The following is an 18,743-nucleotide window of genomic DNA, read 5'->3' as shown; positions in this document are numbered from 1 at the left end:
GGAACGGTGCGGAACGGTGCGGAACGGTAAAGGCTCTAAGGCACGAATACCATGAACACGAACACGGCGAACACCACCATGTGAACGAGGCCGAACAGGATGTTGGTGCGGCCGGTTCCGAAGGTGAGCATGCTGACCATGAAGGTGAGCAGCAGGATCAGCATATGCTGGTTGCTGAGCCCGAGCACCAGCTGCTTGTCGAGCGCATAGGCGGCAACGGCTACCGCGGGAACCGTGAGCCCGATGGTAGCGATCGAGGAGCCGAGCGCGAGGTTGATGCTCTTCTGCAGGTCGTTCTTGCGCGCCGCCGACACCGCGGCAACGCTCTCCGGCAGCAGGATCAGCGCCGCCACCACCAGACCGGCAAAGGCCGGCGGCGCGCCGATCTTGACGGTGACGACATCGACCACCAGCGAGAATTTCTTGGCCAGCAGCACCACCGCCAGCAGCGAAACCAGCAGCAGGGCAACGCTGATCGCCGTCATGCGGTCCGACATCACCTCGCCATGCGCCGCCGCCTCATTGGCGCCGCTGACGAAATAATCGCGGTGGCGGATGGTCTGGGTGTAGAGGAACACCGCATAAAGCAGCAGGGTCACGACGCTGATCACGGCGAGCTGGGCCGTGGAGTAGATCGGGCCCGGCGCCGTGAGCGTGAAATTCGGCATGTCCAGCGTGATGGTCGCGAGCACGAACAGCACGCTGAGGTAAAGGTTGGCGCCGGTGATCTGAAAATCCTGCTCGCGGTAGCGGATGCCGCCGATGAAGATGCAGAGCCCGACCAGGCCGTTGCAGACGATCATCACCACCGCAAACACGGTATCGCGCGCCAGGGTCGGCGCCGGGGTGTCGCCCAGCATGATGGTCGAGATCAGCGCCACCTCGATGACCGTCACCGCCAGTGTCAGCAGCAGCGTGCCGAACGGCTCGCCGATCCGCTCGGCAATCATCTCGGCGTGGTGGACAGCCGCAAACACGGTGCCGAACAGGATCAGCAGCAGCACGGCCGCGAACACCCAGCCCCCGGCCGATGGCGCGAAGCTGTAGCCGGAGGCGGAGACCGCGGCAAACAACAGCACCGCCAGAACGGGATACAGCCAGGCCGACCGTGGCATCGGTCCGTGTGCGCTCATCGTGGGGTCCCCTCACGTCATTGGCCCGATTATGCGACAGACAATCGCGGCCGTCAGCCTCTTGCGGCGTCGATAAACCGCCTCGCGGCATCCATCGCACCGAAATCGTCGAGATTGTCGTGTCCGCCGCCAGGCAGGCGGACGAATTGCTTGGGCTCGCGGGCGAGGCCGAACAGCCGCTCGCCGAAGCGGATCGGGATCGCCGGATCGTTGGTGCCGTGCATGATCAGGAGCGGCGCCGTGACGCCGGTGATTCGTCGGTCGGAGTGGAATTGATCGCGCATCAGCAGGCTGACCGGCACATACCAGAAGAGCACGCCGGCGACGTCAACCGTCGAGGTATAGGGTGCCTCCAGGATCAGTCGGCCGACCGGATGTTCGGCGGCGAGCGCAACCGCAACGCCGGTGCCGAGAGAGAATCCCCAGGCTACGATCTGCTCGGCGCGGTAGCGCGCGGTGGCGAACGCGTAGGCGGCCGCAGCGTCCAGCATCAGCCCCTGCTCGCTCGGAGATCCGCTCGAGCCCGCGTAGCCGCGGTACGACAACGCCACCAGCCCGGTCCCGTCGGCCGTGATGGCCTTGAAGCGCGCCACGCGGCCGGCCAGGAAATCGCCATTGCCGGGAAAGAACAGCACGATCGGCCGGCCCGGCTTCGCCGGCACATGCCAGACGATGACCTTCTCGCCGTCGGCCGTGGTCAGGACATGCTCCTCCGCTTCCGGAAGACCGGCGGCTGCGGGCGCCGTCCGCCCGACCGGCGGGATCGGAAACAGCAATTCGCGCTGCTTGACGTACAGCACCGCGAGTCCGCCGAGATAGACGACGGCCGCTGCGATCATGAGCCATTTCAGGATTGCGAGTGCCAGCGCCATCACAGGTAGCCGCAGCTATGTCTTGCTGCGAAGCTTGAGCAGCTTCTCGACGTCAGCCTTGATGCTGTCGGGGATCGGCCGGCACGCGCACGCCGCCGCATACCACTTGATGCGCTGCTCGCGGGTAGCGAGGAGCGGCATGCGATGGTCTCGATGCCACTCCCGGTTCAGCGCCATTCGCCGCGTGCCTTACATCGCCTTGACGATGTTCTCGGTGACCTTCTTGGCGTCGCCGAGCAGCATCATGGTGTTGTCGCGGTAGAACAGCGGATTGTCGATGCCGGCGTAGCCCGAGGCCAGCGAGCGCTTGATGAACATCACGGTGCCGGCCTTCCAGACCTGCAGCACCGGCATGCCGTAGATCGGCGAGGTCTTGTCCTCTTCCGCGGCCGGGTTGGTGACGTCGTTGGCGCCGATCACAAACGCGATGTCGGCCTGGGCGAACTCCGAGTTGATGTCCTCGAGCTCGAACACCTCGTCATAGGGCACGTTGGCTTCGGCGAGCAGCACGTTCATGTGGCCGGGCATGCGGCCCGCCACCGGGTGAATGGCGTACTTCACCTCGACGCCTTCCTTCTTCAGGATATCCCCCATCTCGCGCAGCGCGTGCTGGGCCTGCGCCACCGCCATGCCGTAGCCGGGCACGATGATGACCTTGGAGGCGTTCTTCATGATGAAGGCGGCATCGTCCGCCGAGCCGAGCTTGGCCGGTTTCTGCTCGCCCGAGCCGCCGCCGGCCGCCGCGGTCTCGCCGCCGAAGCCGCCGAGGATCACCGAGATGAACGAGCGGTTCATCGCGTGGCACATGATGTAGGACAGGATCGCACCCGACGAGCCGACCAGCGCCCCGGTGATGATCAGCGCCGAGTTGCCGAGCGTGAAGCCGATGCCGGCGGCGGCCCAGCCGGAGTACGAGTTCAGCATCGAGATCACGACCGGCATGTCGGCGCCGCCGATCGGGATGATCATCAGGACGCCGAGCGCCAGCGCGATGATCGTGATCAGCCAGAAGTCGAGCGCGCTGCCGCTCATCACCAGGCCGACGATGAAGAACACCAGCGCCAGGGCGAGCACGATGTTGATGACGTGGCGGAACGGCAGGATGATCGGCGCGCCGCTCATCCGGGCCGACAGCTTCAGGAACGCGATCACCGAGCCGGTGAAGGTCAGGGCGCCGATCGCAACGCCGAGCGACATCTCGACCAGGCTCTGCGGATGGATGTTGCCGGGCGTGCCGATGTCGAACGCCTCGGGGGCGTAGAACGCGCCGGCGGCGACCAGCACCGCGGCCATGCCGACCAGCGAGTGGAACGCGGCCACCAGCTCGGGCATCGAGGTCATCGGCACCCGGCGCGCGATCACAGCACCGATGCTGCCGCCGATCGCGATCGCGACGATGACCAGGAGCCAGGCCACGCCGTCGGCCGGCGGATGGCTCGCCAGCGTGGTGGCGACCGCGATCGCCATGCCGATCATGCCGAAGAAATTGCCCTGGCGCGACGACGCCGGGCTCGACAGGCCGCGCAGCGACAGGATGAACAGCACCCCCGCCACGAGATACAGAACAGCAGCCAGATTGGCGTTCATCTCAGGTCCCCCTTTGTCTTCGTCACCCCGAGGTGCACGCCGCTCACTTGGCTTTCTTCTTGTACATCGCCAGCATGCGCTGGGTGACCAGGAAGCCGCCGAAGATGTTCACGCAGGCGAAGATCAGCGCCACGAAGCCGAAGCCGCGGGCCCAGCCCGATCCGCTCGACACCATGCCGACGCCGACCGCGAGCAACGCGCCGACCACGATCACCGAGGAGATCGCGTTGGTCACGCTCATCAGCGGGGTATGCAGCGCGGGGGTCACCGACCACACCACGAAATAGCCGACGAACACCGCAAGAACGAAGATCGACAGCCGGAACACGAACGGATCGACGGCCTGCGCGAGATGCTCCATGGCTTCTCTCCTTACTTCGGCTGGAAGTTGGGATGGATGACGGCGCCGTCTTTGGTCAGCGCGGTGGCCTTCACCAGCTCGTCATCCCAATTGACCGCGAGCGCCTTGCTGGCCTTGTCGACCATCGTCTCGATGAACGAGAACAGGTTGCGCGCATAGAGGCTCGAGGCCGAGGCGGCGACACGGCCGGCGACGTTGGTGTAGCCGACGATCTTGATGCCGTCGGTCTCGACCACCTCGCCGGGCCTTGCGCCCTCGACATTGCCGCCGCGCTCGACCGCGAGGTCGACCAGCACGGAGCCCGGCTTCATCGACTTCACCATCTCGCCGCTGACGAGCTTCGGCGCCGGACGGCCCGGGATCAGCGCAGTCGTGATCACGATGTCCTGCTTCTTGATATGCTCGGCGGTCAGCGCGGCCTGCTTGGCCTGATACTCCTTGGACATTTCCTTGGCGTAGCCGCCGGCGGTCTGCGCGTTCTTGAACTCCTCGTCCTCGACGGCGAGGAATTTGGCGCCCAAGCTCTCCACCTGCTCCTTGGTGGCGGGGCGTACGTCGGTCGCGGTGACCACGGCCCCGAGCCGCCGCGCGGTCGCGATCGCCTGCAGGCCGGCGACGCCGACGCCCATCACGAACACTTTGGCGGCCGGAATGGTGCCGGCGGCGGTCATCATCATCGGGAAGGCGCGGCCAAAGGCTTCGGCGCCCTCGATCACCGCGCGGTAGCCGGCGAGATTGGCCTGCGAGGACAACACGTCCATCACCTGGGCGCGGGTGATGCGCGGCATCAACTCCATCGCAAACGCCGACACGCCGGCATCGGCCATCGCCTTCAGCGCGGCCTCGTTGCCATAGGGATCCATGATCGCGATCACCAGCGCACCGCGCTTGTACTTCGACAGCTCCGAGGCCTCCGGCCGCTTCACCTTGATGATGATGTCGGCATCCCTGAGCGCGTCGGCGCTGACGGTGGCGCCGGCCGCGACAAGCTCCGAATCGGGCAGCCCCGACTTGATGCCCGCGCCCGGCTCAACCGCGACCTCGGCGCCGAGCGCCTTGAACTTCTTGATGGTATCGGGCGAAACCGCAACCCGCGGCTCGGACGCATCGATTTCCTTGGCAACGGCGATCTTCATGGGCCCTCCGGCGGCGCGAGCGGCGCACGCGTCTTCAAACTAGCGTTATTTTCGCCAGATTGGATACCCGGTTTTTCCATCCGGGTTTCGACAGGAATTCCGGCACCGCCGCGGGACGGCGATGCCGCTAGCCGATCAGGGGATCAGACCAGGAAATAGGCCATCAAGGCGAGGAGGATGGCGACGCTGATGGTGCCGTATTTGACCAGGATGAGAAACCCTTCATAGGTCTGCTCATGCGCCACGTAATCGTTGCCGTCGGCGGTCGTATAGGCCACTTCGTTATGGTCTGCCATCGCTGTCCCCAGTCAGAAATTCGCGTTCTGCGAGCCATTACCGCAAACAGGTTGGCAGGGCAACGGCGTGGTCCCGATCGGGCGATTTGAACCGCAAATCGTCCCCGATTCACCCCTCGAGCGACGGCCTGCGGCCGCCCTGGAGCAGGATTGATCTCCCAAACGCGGACGTCACGGGATGATCATGCCGCGAGGCGCAAAAAAACGCCGCGCGAATCTGACCCGAGCGAGCGGGAAGGCCGATGGACGTCAGCCCATCGTCTCCAGTTCGTCGATCATGCCGGCGATGACGGACAGGCCGCCGTCCCAGAATTTCGGGTCCTTGGCGTCGAGCCCGAACGGCCGCAGCAGCTCGGAGTAATGCTTGGTGCCGCCGGCGGCGAGCATGTCGAGATAGCGCTCGGCGAAACCCTCGGATGCGTGCTCGTAGACCGCATAGAGCGAATTCACCAGGCAATCGCCGAACGCATAGGCGTAGACGTAGAACGGCGAGTGGATGAAGTGCGGGATGTACATCCAGAACGTCTCGTAGCCCGGCTTGATCTCGATCGCGGGCCCGAGGCTCTCGCCCTGCACGCTGAGCCACAGCTCGCCGATCCGCTCGGCGGTGAGCTCGCCATTCTTGCGCTCGGTATGAACCGCACGCTCGAATGAATAGAACGCGATCTGCCGCACCACGGTGTTGATCATGTCCTCGACCTTGCCCGCGAGCAGCGCCTGACGCTGCTTGGCGTTCCTGGTCTGCGACAACAGCCGCTTGAAGGTCAGCATCTCGCCGAACACGCTCGCGGTCTCCGCCAGCGTCAGCGGCGTCGGCGCCATCAGCGCGCCGTTCTTCGCCGCCAGCACCTGATGGACGCCATGGCCGAGCTCATGCGCCAGCGTCATCACGTCGCGCGGCTTGCCCTGATAGTTCATCAGCACATAGGGATGCGCCGACGGCGTGGTCGGATGCGAGAACGCACCGGGCGCCTTGCCGGGACGCACCGGCGCATCGATCCAGCGATCGCTGAAGAAGCGCTCCGCGATCTCGGCCATCTTGGGCGAGAAGCCGTTATAGGCCGACAGCACCATGTTGCGCGCCTCGGGCCAGGCGATGGTGCCGGTCGCCGCGAACGGCAGCGGCGCGTTGCGGTCCCAGTGCGGCAGCTTCTTCTTTTTGAACCAGCCGGCCTTCAACGCATAGTAGCGGTGCGACAGCTTCGGATAGGTCGCGCGCACCGAGGCGACCAGCGCATCGACCACCTCGCGCTCGACGCGGTTGTTGAGATGGCGGGAATCCGCGACATCCTGGAAGCCCCTCCAGCGGTCGGAGATTTCCTTGTCCTTGGCCAGCGTGTTGGTGATCAGCGCGAAGGTGCGCTCATTGTCCTTGAAGGTCTTGGCGAGCGCCTGCGCCGCCGCCTTGCGCTTGTCGCCGGCCTTGTCCTGCAACAGGTTCAGCGTCGGCTCGATCGCGAGCTCCTTGCCCGCGACCTTGAAGCGCAGGCCGGAGATGGTCTGGTCGAACAGCCGGTTCCAGGCCGCGTAGCCGCTCTGCGCCTTTTCGTGGAAGAGCTGCTCGACGCGGTCCTCGAGCTGGTACGGCTTGTCCTTGCGCAGATCCTCGATCCATGGCCGGTAGTGCCCGAGCGTGGGTTCGGCCATCGCGCGCTCGATCACATCATCGTCAACCCGATTGAGCTCGAGCGAGAAGAACAGGAGATGCACCGACGCGGCCGTCAGCCGTTCGGAGATGTCGCCGTAGAATTTCGAGATCGCCGGATCGACGCTGTCGCCGGCATGGACCAGGCCGGCATAAGAGCCGAGACGGCCAGCCAGATCGTCGATCGCCTCATAGCGGCGGATCGCCCCGGCTAGCCACTTTCCGCCGCCTTCCTTGCCGGTATTTTCGGCAAGCTTGCCCTTGTAGTCGGTCTCAAACGCGACGCAATCTGCATCCATTTTCTGCAAATCGCGTACGACTTCCGGCGCGTCGATCCCGGAGTAGAGATCTGCCAGATTCCATTCCGGAAGCTTGCCGGTCTTGCTGGCTGCCTGTTTCGCCGCCGGGCTGGCTGCGGCCGGTTTGCGTTGCGCGGCCGTCTTGCGCAGCGCGGCTTCCTTGCGGAGAGCGGCCTTGCTGAGAGCAGACTTGCCGGAAGCAGACTTGTTGAGAGCAGACTTGCTGAGAGCAGATTTGGGGGAGGCAGTTTTGGAGCGCGAGGTCATCTTGTTCGTAACCTTACTTCAGTCGGAAAGATGTCGGCGGCGGCGGAATGAAGGCGGGTTTGCAAGGTTTAAGAGTGCGTTAATCGGCATCGGCGACATTGCCCCGATTCGAGACAGATAAACGTAGCGTGCGGGGAAAACCATGGCTGCCACCATTTTGATCGCCGATGATGACGCAGTACAGCGTCGTTTGGTTGAAAACATGGTGCAGAAGTGCGGCTATGAGCCCCTCGTCGTGGACAGTGGCGACGCGGCGATAGCGGCCCTGACCGCATCCGAGACGCAGACGATCGATGCCGTCGTGCTCGACCTCGTGATGCCGGGCCTCGACGGTCTCGGAGTCCTCGCAAAAATTCGTGAAGCTGGTTTGAACGTCCCGGTCATCGTGCAGACCGCGCATGGCGGCATCGACAATGTGGTGTCGGCGATGCGCGCCGGTGCCCAGGATTTCGTCGTCAAGCCGGTCGGCTTCGAGCGGCTGCAGGTCTGCCTGCGCAACGCCCTCAACGCGTCGGCGCTGAAGGGCGAATTGCAGCGCATCCGCCACAGCCGCGAGGGCCGGCTGACCTTCTCCGACATCATCACCCGCAGCGAGGCGATGGCCGGCGTGCTGCGCACGGCGCAGAAAGCGGCATCCTCGACCATCCCGGTGCTGATCGAGGGCGAGTCCGGCGTCGGCAAGGAACTGTTCGCGCGCGCCATCCACGGCAGCAGCGAGCGCAAGGCCAAGCCGTTCGTCGCGGTGAACTGCGGCGCGATCCCGGACAATCTCGTTGAATCGATCCTGTTCGGCCACGAGAAGGGCGCCTTCACCGGCGCCACCGAGCGTCACCAGGGCAAGTTCGTCGAGGCCCATGGCGGCACGCTGTTCCTCGACGAGGTCGGCGAATTGCCGCTGGCCACACAGGTGAAACTGCTGCGCGCGCTGCAGGAAGGTACCGTCGAGGCGGTCGGCGGCCGCAAGCCGGTCAAGGTCGATGTCCGCATCATCTCGGCGACCAACCGCAAGCTGCTCGATCTCGTGAAGGCCGGCCAGTTCCGCGAGGACCTGTTCTATCGCCTGCACGTGCTGCCGCTGACCATTCCGGCGCTGCGGCAGCGGCGCGAAGACATCCCGCATCTGCTGCGGCATTTCCTGGCGCGGTTCTGCGCCGAGGAGAACCGCAACATCACCGGCATCAGCGGCGACGCGATGGCGCATCTGGCGCAGCTCGATTGGCCGGGCAACATCCGCCAGCTCGAGAACACGGTGTATCGCGCCGTGGTGATGAGCGATGGCGACCAGCTCGGGCTCGCCGACTTCCCGCAAGGAGCGTCGCATCCGGTGCCGGAAGGCAAAATGCTCCAGGGCGAGCCGCTGGTGGTGTCGCCGTCCACGGCGCCCGCCATGATCTCCGGTAATGAAATACCGGTAACCGCTGCGCTGCCGACAGCAGGCGGCCTCTCGATACTCAATGCCGCGGGCGAGGTGCGTCCGCTAGAAGATCTCGAGAACGAGATCATCCGGTTCGCGATTTCGCATTATCGCGGACAGATGTCGGAGGTCGCGCGTCGTCTCAAGATCGGCCGCTCGACGCTCTACCGCAAGCTCGACGAAGCCGCGGCCGGCACGCGCACAAGCGACGCCACCTCAACCTGAGGCCGACAGGGCCATACCAGGGAACCTTTTGAACCGTGTCCCATCGGTGACAGACAAAGGCTGTGCCGCGTGGCAAAAACGCACGGCCCGAGCGAAATCAGCCGCTTCGAGGTCAGTTTGTCGTGAGTTGCCCCGCAAGGCGCTGGCTGCATAAGAGGGGCAAATGTATCGTCTGCGTCAATTGCGTGCAGGCATACGAGTCGTTTGAGAAGCCGGCGCTTTCGCGCAAGCTATGAAACCGAATACCGATTTGAACTGTTCCAGAATCTGAGGGGCAGTTCCACCCAGGGGGTGCGAAAATGCGTGACTGTTCGAACAACCGTCGAGGATTTGACCGCGTCTTGATGGCCGTCGCGGCGACCTTCCTCACGGTGTCCGCGAGCTCGGCCTTCGCGCAGGACACGCCTCGCTCCAGCGCCTCGGAACTGGCGATCGACGCCGCGATCCCGCGCCCCGAACCGGCCAATGTGCCGCCGCCCACCGCAAGCGATTTCAAGGCCGACACCACTGCCGCGCTGCCCGACGCCGCCAAACCGGCGGACGTGAAGCCCGCCGAGGTGCAGGCCACCGAAGCCAAGCCCGTCGATGCCAAGCCTGTCGACGCAAAGCCGGCAGAATCGAGCGCGACCGCCAAGGCCGTCGAGCCGAAGCCCGCCGATGTCGTCACCGCACCGGCGACCAAGCCCGGCGATGCACCGAAGACCGATACCGCGGTCGCGCCGGCAGCGGCCGCCCCTGCAACCGCAACGGCGCCTGCCGCAGCTCCGGCTCCCGCGACGGCGGCAGCTCCCGCGACCGAACCCGCGAAGGCTGCGAGCAACGTTGCCGCCGAGGATCAGCCGGTCGCCGACAAGCTGCGCGAGCTGCTCGCCAGCAAGTCGCTGCGCACCTTCGATCGCAAGAACGAGCGCGCCGCGGCCGAGAAGTTCTACTCGGCCCGCGAATACGCACCCGTCTTCACCAAGGCCGGCAAGTTGACCGATGCCGGCAAGGGCGTCATCGCCCGCCTGAAGGATGCGGCCGCCGACGGCCTCGATGCATCAGACTATCCGGTGCCGGATTTCACTGCTGCGACGACGCCGGATGCGCTGGCCGACGCCGAGCTGAAGCTCGCGGCCAGCATGCTGGACTATGCGCGCCAGGCCCAGAGCGGCCGCATGCACTGGTCGCAGGTGTCGGCGGACATCCTCTATCCGGAGCATCCGATCGATCCGGCTGAGGTGTTTGCGAATGTGACCTCGGCCAAGGACGCCTCTGCCGCGCTCGACGGCTACAACCCGCCGCAGAAGCTCTACAAGGAGCTGAAGAAGAAGCTCGCCGAGCTGCGCGGACAGGGCGACGGCCCGGTGATCATGATCGCCGACGGCCCCGCGCTGAAATACGTCCCCGCGCGCAAGAAGCAGGCCGCGGTCGAGATGGACGATCCGCGCGTGCCGGACCTGCGCAACAAGCTCGGCATCACCGAGGATGCCGACAGCACCAAGTATGACGCAACGGTGGCGCGGGCCGTGGAGAAATTCCAGAGCAGCGTCGACCTCAAGGCGACCGGCGTGCTCGACGAGCGCACGGTGAAGGCGTTGAACAATCCGAAGCGCGACCGTCAGATCGACACCGTGCTCGTCAACATGGAGCGCTGGCGCTGGCTGCCGCGGCAGCTCGGCGCGGCCAATGTCGGCAATGCCTATGTGATCCTCAACATCCCCGACTATACGCTGAAGGTGATGCAGAACGGCGCGCAGGTCTGGACCACGCGCGTCGTCACCGGCAAGCCCGGCCAGCACGCCACGCCGCTGCTGACCGAGACGATGAAGTACATCACGGTCAACCCGACCTGGAACGTGCCGCCGTCGATCATCTACAACGAGTATCTGCCGGCCCTGCAGCAGGATCCGACGGTGCTACAGCGCATGGGCCTCAAGCTCGAGCGCAACCGCGACGGCTCGATCCACGTCTCGCAGCCGCCCGGCGAAGCCAACGCACTCGGCCGCATCCGCTTCAACTTCCCGAACAAGTTCCTGGTCTATCAGCACGACACGCCGGACAAGTATCTGTTCGCGAAGGATGAGCGCGCCTTCAGCCACGGCTGCATGCGCGTGCAGAATCCGGATCAGTACGCGTCCGTGCTGCTCAACATCACCGAGCCGAACCAGCACTACACGCCGGAACGGATCCGCAGCATGTACGGCTCGAGCGAAGTCGATCTGAAATTCCCGACGCCGATCCCGGTCAACATCACCTACCAGACCGCGTTCGTGGACGACGCCGGCAAGCTGCAGATCCGCAGGGACATCTACGGCCGCGACGCCGCTATGCTGTCGCTGCTCAAGAACAGCCGCGGCAAGGATCTCGAAACGGTGGTTGCGCACGCCCAGCCGAGCTACGCGCGGCCCCCGAGCAGCAGCCTGCCGCCGGGCGTCAACGTCGCCGGCGACAACAGCGGCTTTGGCTCCTCCGGACCGAACTTCTTCGAGCGCCTGTTCGGTGGATTCGGCCAGCCGGAGCCGCAGCCGGTCCGCCGCGGCCAGGCCCAGCAGCAGCGCCGGGTGATTACCCGCTGATCTGCCTCTCGGCCCGATTGCGATAAATTTTGAAGTAAAATCAACGATCTCGCTCAAAAAGCGAGATCGTTTACGTTAACCATTTGCGATGGGGTCCGGGGAACAGGGCTATCTTTTGCCACACTCCCCCAGTTAGTTAAGCCCAACTTGGGGGCGGGTCGGTAAACTTCGGTTAACCCTCCCGCTTTAAGAAAGCGTTCACCGTCTTCCGCAGGGGGTCTGCGAGGATGCCGACCGAACGCTCGTCGACTGGGTGGGCTCATAGTGCTGGCTGTTTTCGCACGCCGCTACAAACCGCTGTCGCTGCCTAAGGCCGGGTACCAAGTCGGCCTGACCGCGCTATTGCTGTTGGCGGGCGCCGGCTCGGTGCACGATGCGACTGCGCTGAACCAGACCCGCACCCTCTCCTTCCACCACACCCATTCCGGCGAAGACCTCACCATCACCTTCAAGCGCGATGGCCGCTACGACGAAGCCGCGCTGAAGCAGCTCAATCACTTCCTGCGCGACTGGCGCTCCCAGGATGAGACGGTGATGGACCGTCATTTGTTCGACATCCTCTGGGAAGTCTACAACGACGTCGGCGGCAAGCAGCCGATCCAGATCATCTCCGCCTACCGCGCCCCTGCCACCAACGCCATGCTCCGCCGCCGCTCCTCGGGCGTTGCGCGCCACAGCCAGCACATGCTGGGGCATGCGATGGACTTCTTCATTCCCGGCGTTCCGCTGGAGCAGATCCGCTTCGCCGGCCTGCGCCTGCAGCGTGGCGGCGTCGGCTTCTATCCGACCTCGGGCTCGCCCTTCGTGCATCTCGACACCGGCGGCATTCGCCACTGGCCGCGGATGACCCGCGAGCAGCTGGTCCGGGTGTTCCCCGACGGCCGCACCGTCCATGTCCCGACCGACGGCACGCCACTGAAGGGCTATGAACTCGCCAAGGCCGACATCGAACGCCGCGGCAATGGCGACGATGCTGCAACCATCAGCAAGCCGACCCTGTTCGCGAAGCTGTTCGGGGCCGGCAAGTCGGGTGACGACGAAGACGAAGGCGGGGCTTCCGTGAACGACAAGCCCGCCGCCGCCACCGTGGTTGCGACCGCTGCCCCTGCCAAATCCGCCGACCCGGTTCCGCTGCCGCGCGCCAAGCCGCAGCAATTCGCCGCCGCCATCCAGCTCGCCGCCGCCGACGCGCAGCTCGTCCCGATGCCGAAGTCCAAGCCGGCGGTGCAGGTGGTGCAGACGGCCGAGAGCACCGCACCGCAATCGCCCGCCGACATCATCAATGCCCGCGGTTTCTGGGGTGACGACTCAGCCGCGCCGAAGCAGGCATCGGCCGCGCAGATCGCCGCACTGAAGGCGCGTGAGGCGGTCGGCGGCTCCGATCCGCAGACCACCGCCAGCACGACCGAGAACTTCAACAAGGCGCTAGCCTATGCGCCGGCTGCGTCCTCGCCGGTCGACCGTGCCAATATCGTCGCGGCGACCGCGCCGATCCCGCGCAATGTGCGCCCGACGCGCAATGCGGCGGCGCCGGCCACCGAAATCAACACCGTCGTTGCGAAGGGCACACCTGGCCAGGGCGTGATCACGACATCGGCGCGGATCTCGGCCGCCAAGGGCAACGACATCTGGATGCGCGTCGTGATGTTGGCGCCGAGCGCGAGCAGCGGCATGCTGACCACCGTGCTCGGCGACACCGACATGAACATGATGCGGGCTCACTTCGTGAAGCCGCAGGCCGCCGTCGCCATGACTTTCTCGGAAGATCCGATGATGGGCATGACCTGCGATCGCTTCTCGGGCTCGGCGACCGCCCTCCTGACGACCCAATCCTTCGTGCTGCGCACCGCCTCGCTGCGCTAGGCTTCTGCCGACAACTTCACTTCATCAGCCGTTCAAGCCGGCAGCCCCGCCTTGAGCAGGCCGGCCTCGTAACGCGCCCGATCGGGCGCGCGCTTGTAGTGCTGGGTTGCCAGGTGCGCGGCGACCGAGAAGGTTGGCTCGCGCTTCAGCACCTCGGTGGCATGGGCTGAGGCCGCCACCGCGTTGCCCATCTGCGCCAATGTCGCGGCGAGGAAGGCGTGATGGGTGTGGTCGGGCCGCGTGATCCGCGAGAACGCCTCGGCCGCATCGGCATATTTCTCGGCGCAATAGCAGGCGCGGCCGAGATGACTCCAGAATCGCTCCGGATGGAACGGATTGAGGCGCATCGCCCGCTTGATCCAGTCGATGCCCTCCTCCGGCCGCCCGAGCCAGGTCAGGAGCTCGCCCTGCTGCACGACGACGAGGTCGTAGTTAGGATTGAGCGCGAGCGCGCGCTCCTGGTGGAAGGCCGCCTTGTCGTGGTCATCGCGGTTGAGGTTCAGCGCGGCGAGGATCCGGTGCACGTCGCTGTCATTGTCGTCGAGCTTGAGCGCGATCTCGAGCTCGGCCGCCACCTGCGCGAAGGTCGCGTCGCGGTCGTCGCACCAATTGTAGACCCAGGTCTGGCCGAGCACGCAGGCCCGCCAGGCGTGCGCATGGGCGTAATTGGGATCGAGCACGATGGCCCGCTCGAGCAAACGCTGCGCCTCCGCATTGTCGTCGCGCGCCGAGCGATGATGCAGCACCTTGGCGGCCAGCACGCACTCATAGGCCGCCATGTTGTCGGTCGGCTTGCGCTTGACGCGGTCATGGGCGGCGGCCTCGACACGGCCCGGCAAGGTCGCCACGATCGCGCGCGTCATCTCGTCCTGGATGGCGAAGATGTCGGCGAGCTCGCGGTCGTAGCGCTCGGCCCAGACGTGCCGGTCGGCCTCGGCATCGATCAGCTGCACGGTGACGCGAATCCGGCCGCCCGCCTTGCGCACGCTGCCTTCCAGTACATAGTCGACCGCGAATTCCTTCGCGACGTCCTGCACCTTCACCGCCTTGCCCTTGTACACGAAGGTCGAGTTGCGCGAGATCACGAGCAGATCGTGGAAGCGCGACAGCTCGGTGATGATGTCCTCGGTGAGGCCGTCGGCGAAGAATTCCTGCTCGGGATCGCCGCTCATATTGACGAGCGGCAGCACGGCGATCGAAGGCTTTTTGGCGACGACAGGGGCGGCCGCCGCGCTCGGATGGTCGGTTGCGGATCTGGCGCCCGATTCGAAATGGACGCGGAAAACCCGGATCGGTCGCGCGATGTTCTTGACGGTCTGGTCGCCCAGATCCTCGAAGCTCAGATCTTCCAGGCGATCGCCGACCTGATCGCGGACCGCGCCGGAAATGCAGATGCCACCGGGTTCGGCCAGCACCTCGAGGCGGGACGCCACATTCACGCCATCCCCGAAGATGTCGGCGCCGTCCACGATCACATCGCCGAGATTGATGCCGATGCGAAACTGCATCCACCGCGCCGGCGCGACGTCGGTGTTGCGCTTGGCCATCCGGCGCTGGACCTCGGCCGCGCACAACACCGCATCGACGACGCTGTGGAATTCGACCAGCAGGCCGTCGCCTGTGGTCTTGATGATGCGGCCGCGATTCTTGCTGATGGCCGGATCGATCAGTTCGATCCGATGGGTCTTGAGGCGCGCAAGGGTGCCCGTCTCGTCAGCCTCCATCAGGCGGCTAAAGCCGACCATGTCGGCGGCGAGGACCGCAGCGAGCCGACGCTCTGGTCCTGGCACGTCCATCTGAACGCTCTGCCCGGTTACCTCACCGGCAGTGTAGCAAATCCCGGGATTTCACCCAAGCCTCGCCGAGAGGATTGGGCGAGTTACCTCGGGCGGGCGCCTTGGCGACGCCAGACCGGCCCGCCTGCCGCCTCAGAGCATCCCGAGCGCCTGCATATAGGTCTCCAGGATGGTTTCCTGCTCCTGGCGCTCGTTGGCATCCTGCTTGCGCAGGCGCACGATGGTGCGCAGCGCCTTGACGTCGAAGCCGTTGCCCTTGGCCTCGGCATAGACGTCGCGGATATCGTCCGAGATGGTCTTCTTTTCCTCTTCCAGCCGCTCGATGCGCTCGATGATGGACTTGAGCTGATCCTTGGCAAATCGCGTTGCGGGTTCATCCTGAACGGCGGCAGACGTGGTGGCCATCGCGTACTCCTGAAATGGCAATGAAATGTCGCGCGAATACGCGCCACGCGCACCGCTTGTCGCGGGCGACCCTCGATTTTGGAGCACGTCCCGTCAAGGAAACATCGCGCTCATCCACAGCGCGCCCACAGGAGATGCTGGTCTTTCAGGTATAAACGTCATTCCGGGGCGATGCGGCAGCATCGAACCCGGAATCTCGAGATTCCGGGTCTGGCGCTAGCGCACCATCCCGGAATGACGTTGCTGGGCTTAATGCCCGCTTTGGGCCTTCTTCATCGCCGCGAGCTGCTCCGGCGTCGCACCGCCCTGAAACTTCGCCTTCCACTCCTCATAGGGCATGCCGTAGACCGCCTCGCGGCTCTCATCCTTGCTCACCGCAAGGCCCTTGGCGTCGGCCTCTTCCTTCATCCAGTTGGACAGGCAATTGCGGCAGAAGCCGGCAAGGTTCATCAGGTCGATGTTCTGCACATCGGTCCGGTTGCGCAGATGATCGACGAGGCGCCGGAACACCGCGGCCTCGAGTTCTGTTCTGGTTTTGTCGTCAATGCTCATGATCGTGATCCCGGTGTGATGCGCTCACCATATTGATATCAGATGGGAATTGTCACAGATTTTGCCATATCGACGCGCAATACGGAGCTCTCCGGCCACATTGGCCACGGTCCCGCAGTGTGGCAGACGGGCGCCCGCCCGTTGACAGTGCCTGCCGGGCACGCGAAATCGACAATGATTTGATATAGCTTCGCCGCATGAGCCCAACAGATTCTCTCGCCTCTGCTCCCCGCACCACTCGCCTGATCCTGGCCGGCATCCTGCCGGTGCTGGCGCTTGTCGCGGCATGCCTGTGGACGAGCCCGGCGGCCGCCGATTTCCGGCTCTGCAACAACACCTCGAGCCGGGTCGGGATCGCGCTCGGCTACAAGGACGCCGAGGGCTGGACCACGGAAGGCTGGTGGAATGTGTCGTCGCGGACCTGCGAGACCCTGCTGCGCGGCAATCTTGTGGCGCGCTACTACTACATCTACGCTCTCGACTACGATCGCGGCGGCGAATGGTCCGGCCAGGCCTTCATGTGCTCGCGCGACAAGGAATTCACAATCAAGGGCACCGAGAATTGCCTGGCGCGGGGTTTTGACCGCACCGGCTTCTTCGAGGTCGACACCGGCGAGCAGCGTGCATGGACCGTCCAGCTGACCGAAGCCAACGAACAACAGCCGCAGAAAGTACCGGGAATGCCGGGCGGCGTGGCTCCGGGAAGCCCCGGGGCGATGCCGGGCCTGCCCAACCCGCCGCCGGGCGCAGCGCCTCCGGGCGCGTCGGGTCTGCCGCCAGCCGCACCACCCGGAAACAAACAATGAGACGACTGCGCCGAATCAAGATCCTTGCGACGCTCGGCCCAGCCTCCTCAGACAGCGCGATGATCCGCAAGCTGTTCGAGGCGGGTGCCGACGTGTTCCGCATCAACATGAGCCATACCCCGCATGACAAGATGCGGGAGCTGGTCAAGACCATCCGCAACGTCGAATCGAGCTACGGCCGGCCGATCGGCATCCTGGTCGACCTGCAAGGGCCGAAGCTGCGGGTCGGCGCCTTCGTGGAAGGGTCGACCCAGCTCAAGAACGGCCAGAGCTTCATTCTGGATTCCGACAAGGCGCCGGGCGACAACAGCCGCGTCCAGCTTCCGCATCCGGAGATCCTCGCCGCGCTCCGCCCCGGCCACGCGCTGTTGCTCGACGATGGCAAGGTGCGGCTGATCGCCGAGGAAACCTCGCCCGACCGCGCGGTCACGCGCGTCGTGATCGGCGGCAAGATGTCGGACCGCAAGGGCGTCAGCCTGCCCGACACCGACCTGCCCGTCTCCGCGATGACCCCGAAGGACCGCGCCGATCTGGAAGCCGCGCTTCCGGAAGGGATCGACTGGGTTGCGCTGTCCTTCGTGCAGCGTGCCGAGGACGTGATCGAGGCCAAGAAGATGATCCGCGGCCGCGCCGCGGTGATGGCCAAGATCGAGAAGCCGCAGGCGATCGACCGCCTCGCCGACATCATCGAGGTGGCGGACGCGCTGATGGTGGCGCGCGGCGATCTCGGCGTCGAGCTGCCGCTGGAGCGGGTGCCGAGCCTGCAGAAGCAGATGATCCGGATGGCGCGCCGCGCCGGCAGGCCGGTGGTGGTCGCAACCCAGATGCTGGAATCGATGATCCAGGCGCCGGTGCCGACGCGCGCCGAAGTCTCCGACGTCGCCACCGCCGTCTACGAAGGCGCCGACGCCATCATGCTGTCGGCGGAATCCGCTGCCGGCAAATTCCCGGTCGAAGCGGTCTCGACCATGAACCGGATCGGCGAGGAGGTGGAGCGCGATCCAACCTATCGCAGCGTGATCAACGCACAGCGCGTCGATCCGGAGGCGACGGTGGGCGATGCCATTGCCGACGCCGCGCGGCAGATCGCCGAGACGCTCGATCTGTCGGCGATCATCTGCTGGACGTCGTCAGGCTCGACCGCGATCCGCGTGGCGCGCGAGCGCCCCAAGGTGCCGGTGGTCGCGATCACGCCGAACCTCGTCACCGGCCGCAAGCTGTCGGTGGTGTGGGGCGTGCATTGCGTGGTCGCCGAGGACGCCCACGATCTCGACGACATGGTTGAACGCGCCGGCTCAATTGCATTCCGGGACGGCTTTGCCAAGGCCGGCCAGCGCGTCATCATCGTCGCCGGCGTGCCGCTCCGCGCGCCCGGCACCACCAACATGCTGCGCATCGCCTCGGTCGGACCGAACGGCGACGCGCAGCTGTAGATTCTCGTTTTGACGCGTTTTCTTCACGCGAACCGGTGCCCACTTCGCTCGAAAACGCTCTAACCCGGCGCGCCGGGCCGCGCATCAGCGTGGCC

General features: G+C 65.4%; 16 protein-coding genes. 5 read left to right on the top strand and 11 right to left on the bottom strand.

Annotation, left to right across the window (positions count from 1 at the left end; all coding sequences use genetic code 11):
* Window positions 1–35: 35 nt before the first annotated feature.
* From AAFG07_RS05815 to AAFG07_RS05780, 8 genes are all read right to left on the bottom strand, one after another.
* Entirely contained in the window at window positions 36–1,133 is a 1,098-nt protein-coding gene (locus AAFG07_RS05815; protein ID WP_342726401.1) for an ionic transporter y4hA, read from the bottom strand.
* A gap of 53 nt (window positions 1,134–1,186) precedes the next feature.
* Window positions 1,187–2,005 (bottom strand): alpha/beta hydrolase, encoded by an 819-nt coding sequence (locus AAFG07_RS05810; protein ID WP_342726400.1) that lies wholly within the window; start codon window positions 2,003–2,005, stop codon window positions 1,187–1,189.
* Between the two features lie 15 nt (window positions 2,006–2,020).
* On the bottom strand, window positions 2,021–2,146 hold the full coding sequence (locus tag AAFG07_RS05805) for a hypothetical protein (protein ID WP_342726399.1): 126 nt from the start codon (window positions 2,144–2,146) through the stop codon (window positions 2,021–2,023).
* Window positions 2,147–2,194: 48 nt separating this feature from the next.
* Window positions 2,195–3,592, bottom strand: a complete 1,398-nt coding sequence (locus AAFG07_RS05800; protein WP_092116272.1) for an NAD(P)(+) transhydrogenase (Re/Si-specific) subunit beta — start codon at window positions 3,590–3,592, stop codon at window positions 2,195–2,197.
* Between the two features lie 43 nt (window positions 3,593–3,635).
* A complete protein-coding gene (locus tag AAFG07_RS05795; RefSeq protein WP_016841609.1) occupies window positions 3,636–3,953 on the bottom strand; it encodes a proton-translocating transhydrogenase family protein in 318 nt (105 codons plus the stop codon).
* Between the two features lie 11 nt (window positions 3,954–3,964).
* Complete coding sequence (locus tag AAFG07_RS05790; protein ID WP_342726398.1) at window positions 3,965–5,089, bottom strand: Re/Si-specific NAD(P)(+) transhydrogenase subunit alpha; 1,125 nt, start codon at window positions 5,087–5,089, stop codon at window positions 3,965–3,967.
* A gap of 143 nt (window positions 5,090–5,232) precedes the next feature.
* Window positions 5,233–5,385 (bottom strand): aa3-type cytochrome c oxidase subunit IV, encoded by a 153-nt coding sequence (locus tag AAFG07_RS05785; protein WP_342726397.1) that lies wholly within the window; start codon window positions 5,383–5,385, stop codon window positions 5,233–5,235.
* Window positions 5,386–5,634: 249 nt separating this feature from the next.
* On the bottom strand, window positions 5,635–7,596 hold the full coding sequence (locus AAFG07_RS05780) for a M3 family oligoendopeptidase (protein WP_342726396.1): 1,962 nt from the start codon (window positions 7,594–7,596) through the stop codon (window positions 5,635–5,637).
* Window positions 7,597–7,738: 142 nt separating this feature from the next.
* Between AAFG07_RS05780 and AAFG07_RS05775 the strand changes: the two genes are divergently transcribed.
* The 3 genes from AAFG07_RS05775 to AAFG07_RS05765 all read left to right on the top strand — a co-directional run bounded on the left by AAFG07_RS05775 (window position 7,739) and on the right by AAFG07_RS05765 (window position 13,656).
* A complete protein-coding gene (locus AAFG07_RS05775; RefSeq protein WP_342726395.1) occupies window positions 7,739–9,235 on the top strand; it encodes a sigma-54 dependent transcriptional regulator in 1,497 nt (498 codons plus the stop codon).
* Between the two features lie 299 nt (window positions 9,236–9,534).
* Entirely contained in the window at window positions 9,535–11,793 is a 2,259-nt protein-coding gene (locus AAFG07_RS05770; protein ID WP_342726394.1) for a L,D-transpeptidase family protein, read from the top strand.
* Window positions 11,794–12,057: 264 nt separating this feature from the next.
* Window positions 12,058–13,656: a DUF882 domain-containing protein gene (locus AAFG07_RS05765; protein ID WP_342726393.1), complete on the top strand. Its 1,599-nt coding sequence runs from the start codon at window positions 12,058–12,060 to the stop codon at window positions 13,654–13,656.
* Window positions 13,657–13,688: 32 nt separating this feature from the next.
* On the opposite strand, the gene AAFG07_RS05760 is transcribed toward AAFG07_RS05765, so the two are convergent.
* From AAFG07_RS05760 to AAFG07_RS05750, 3 genes are all read right to left on the bottom strand, one after another.
* Window positions 13,689–15,452 carry an adenylate/guanylate cyclase domain-containing protein gene (locus AAFG07_RS05760; RefSeq protein WP_342726392.1) on the bottom strand — a complete coding sequence of 588 codons (1,764 nt, stop codon included), beginning with the start codon at window positions 15,450–15,452 and terminating at the stop codon, window positions 13,689–13,691.
* Window positions 15,453–15,584: 132 nt separating this feature from the next.
* Window positions 15,585–15,857 (bottom strand): DUF2312 domain-containing protein, encoded by a 273-nt coding sequence (locus AAFG07_RS05755; RefSeq protein WP_029085502.1) that lies wholly within the window; start codon window positions 15,855–15,857, stop codon window positions 15,585–15,587.
* 249 nt (window positions 15,858–16,106) lie between these two features.
* The gene (locus AAFG07_RS05750; RefSeq protein ID WP_173638909.1) at window positions 16,107–16,409 is read right to left on the bottom strand and encodes a DUF1244 domain-containing protein; all 303 of its coding nucleotides are present in this window, start codon (window positions 16,407–16,409) and stop codon (window positions 16,107–16,109) included.
* A gap of 197 nt (window positions 16,410–16,606) precedes the next feature.
* Between AAFG07_RS05750 and AAFG07_RS05745 the strand changes: the two genes are divergently transcribed.
* Together AAFG07_RS05745 and pyk are read left to right on the top strand one after the other, a co-directional pair.
* The gene (locus AAFG07_RS05745) at window positions 16,607–17,215 is read left to right on the top strand and encodes a DUF1036 domain-containing protein (protein ID WP_342726391.1); all 609 of its coding nucleotides are present in this window, start codon (window positions 16,607–16,609) and stop codon (window positions 17,213–17,215) included.
* Window positions 17,212–18,648, top strand: coding sequence for a pyruvate kinase (pyk, locus tag AAFG07_RS05740; protein ID WP_342726390.1), 1,437 nt, complete (start codon window positions 17,212–17,214; stop codon window positions 18,646–18,648). The genes AAFG07_RS05745 and pyk overlap by 4 nt, the downstream gene beginning before the upstream one ends.
* Window positions 18,649–18,743 lie beyond the last annotated feature (95 nt).

The organism is Bradyrhizobium sp. B097 (assembly GCF_038957035.1).
Lineage (GTDB): Bacteria > Pseudomonadota > Alphaproteobacteria > Rhizobiales > Xanthobacteraceae > Bradyrhizobium.
Note: the sequence above shows the minus strand (reverse complement) of the source record. Positions and strands in the feature narration are given on the sequence as shown.

What these genes read in the sequence shown, in the direction of transcription:
- AAFG07_RS05775 (WP_342726395.1), top strand. Translation starts at nt 7,739, where the DNA reads ATGGCTGCCACCATTTTGATCGCCGATGATGACGCAGTACAGCGTCGT.
- AAFG07_RS05795 (WP_016841609.1), bottom strand. Translation starts at nt 3,953, where the DNA reads ATGGAGCATCTCGCGCAGGCCGTCGATCCGTTCGTGTTCCGGCTGTCG.
- AAFG07_RS05780 (WP_342726396.1), bottom strand. Translation starts at nt 7,596, where the DNA reads ATGACCTCGCGCTCCAAAACTGCCTCCCCCAAATCTGCTCTCAGCAAG.
- AAFG07_RS05815 (WP_342726401.1), bottom strand. Translation starts at nt 1,133, where the DNA reads ATGAGCGCACACGGACCGATGCCACGGTCGGCCTGGCTGTATCCCGTT.
- AAFG07_RS05785 (WP_342726397.1), bottom strand. Translation starts at nt 5,385, where the DNA reads ATGGCAGACCATAACGAAGTGGCCTATACGACCGCCGACGGCAACGAT.
- pyk (WP_342726390.1), top strand. Translation starts at nt 17,212, where the DNA reads ATGAGACGACTGCGCCGAATCAAGATCCTTGCGACGCTCGGCCCAGCC.
- AAFG07_RS05755 (WP_029085502.1), bottom strand. Translation starts at nt 15,857, where the DNA reads ATGGCCACCACGTCTGCCGCCGTTCAGGATGAACCCGCAACGCGATTT.
- AAFG07_RS05760 (WP_342726392.1), bottom strand. Translation starts at nt 15,452, where the DNA reads ATGGACGTGCCAGGACCAGAGCGTCGGCTCGCTGCGGTCCTCGCCGCC.
- AAFG07_RS05810 (WP_342726400.1), bottom strand. Translation starts at nt 2,005, where the DNA reads ATGGCGCTGGCACTCGCAATCCTGAAATGGCTCATGATCGCAGCGGCC.
- AAFG07_RS05770 (WP_342726394.1), top strand. Translation starts at nt 9,535, where the DNA reads ATGCGTGACTGTTCGAACAACCGTCGAGGATTTGACCGCGTCTTGATG.
- AAFG07_RS05805 (WP_342726399.1), bottom strand. Translation starts at nt 2,146, where the DNA reads ATGCCGCTCCTCGCTACCCGCGAGCAGCGCATCAAGTGGTATGCGGCG.
- AAFG07_RS05745 (WP_342726391.1), top strand. Translation starts at nt 16,607, where the DNA reads ATGAGCCCAACAGATTCTCTCGCCTCTGCTCCCCGCACCACTCGCCTG.
- AAFG07_RS05790 (WP_342726398.1), bottom strand. Translation starts at nt 5,089, where the DNA reads ATGAAGATCGCCGTTGCCAAGGAAATCGATGCGTCCGAGCCGCGGGTT.
- AAFG07_RS05750 (WP_173638909.1), bottom strand. Translation starts at nt 16,409, where the DNA reads ATGAGCATTGACGACAAAACCAGAACAGAACTCGAGGCCGCGGTGTTC.
- AAFG07_RS05800 (WP_092116272.1), bottom strand. Translation starts at nt 3,592, where the DNA reads ATGAACGCCAATCTGGCTGCTGTTCTGTATCTCGTGGCGGGGGTGCTG.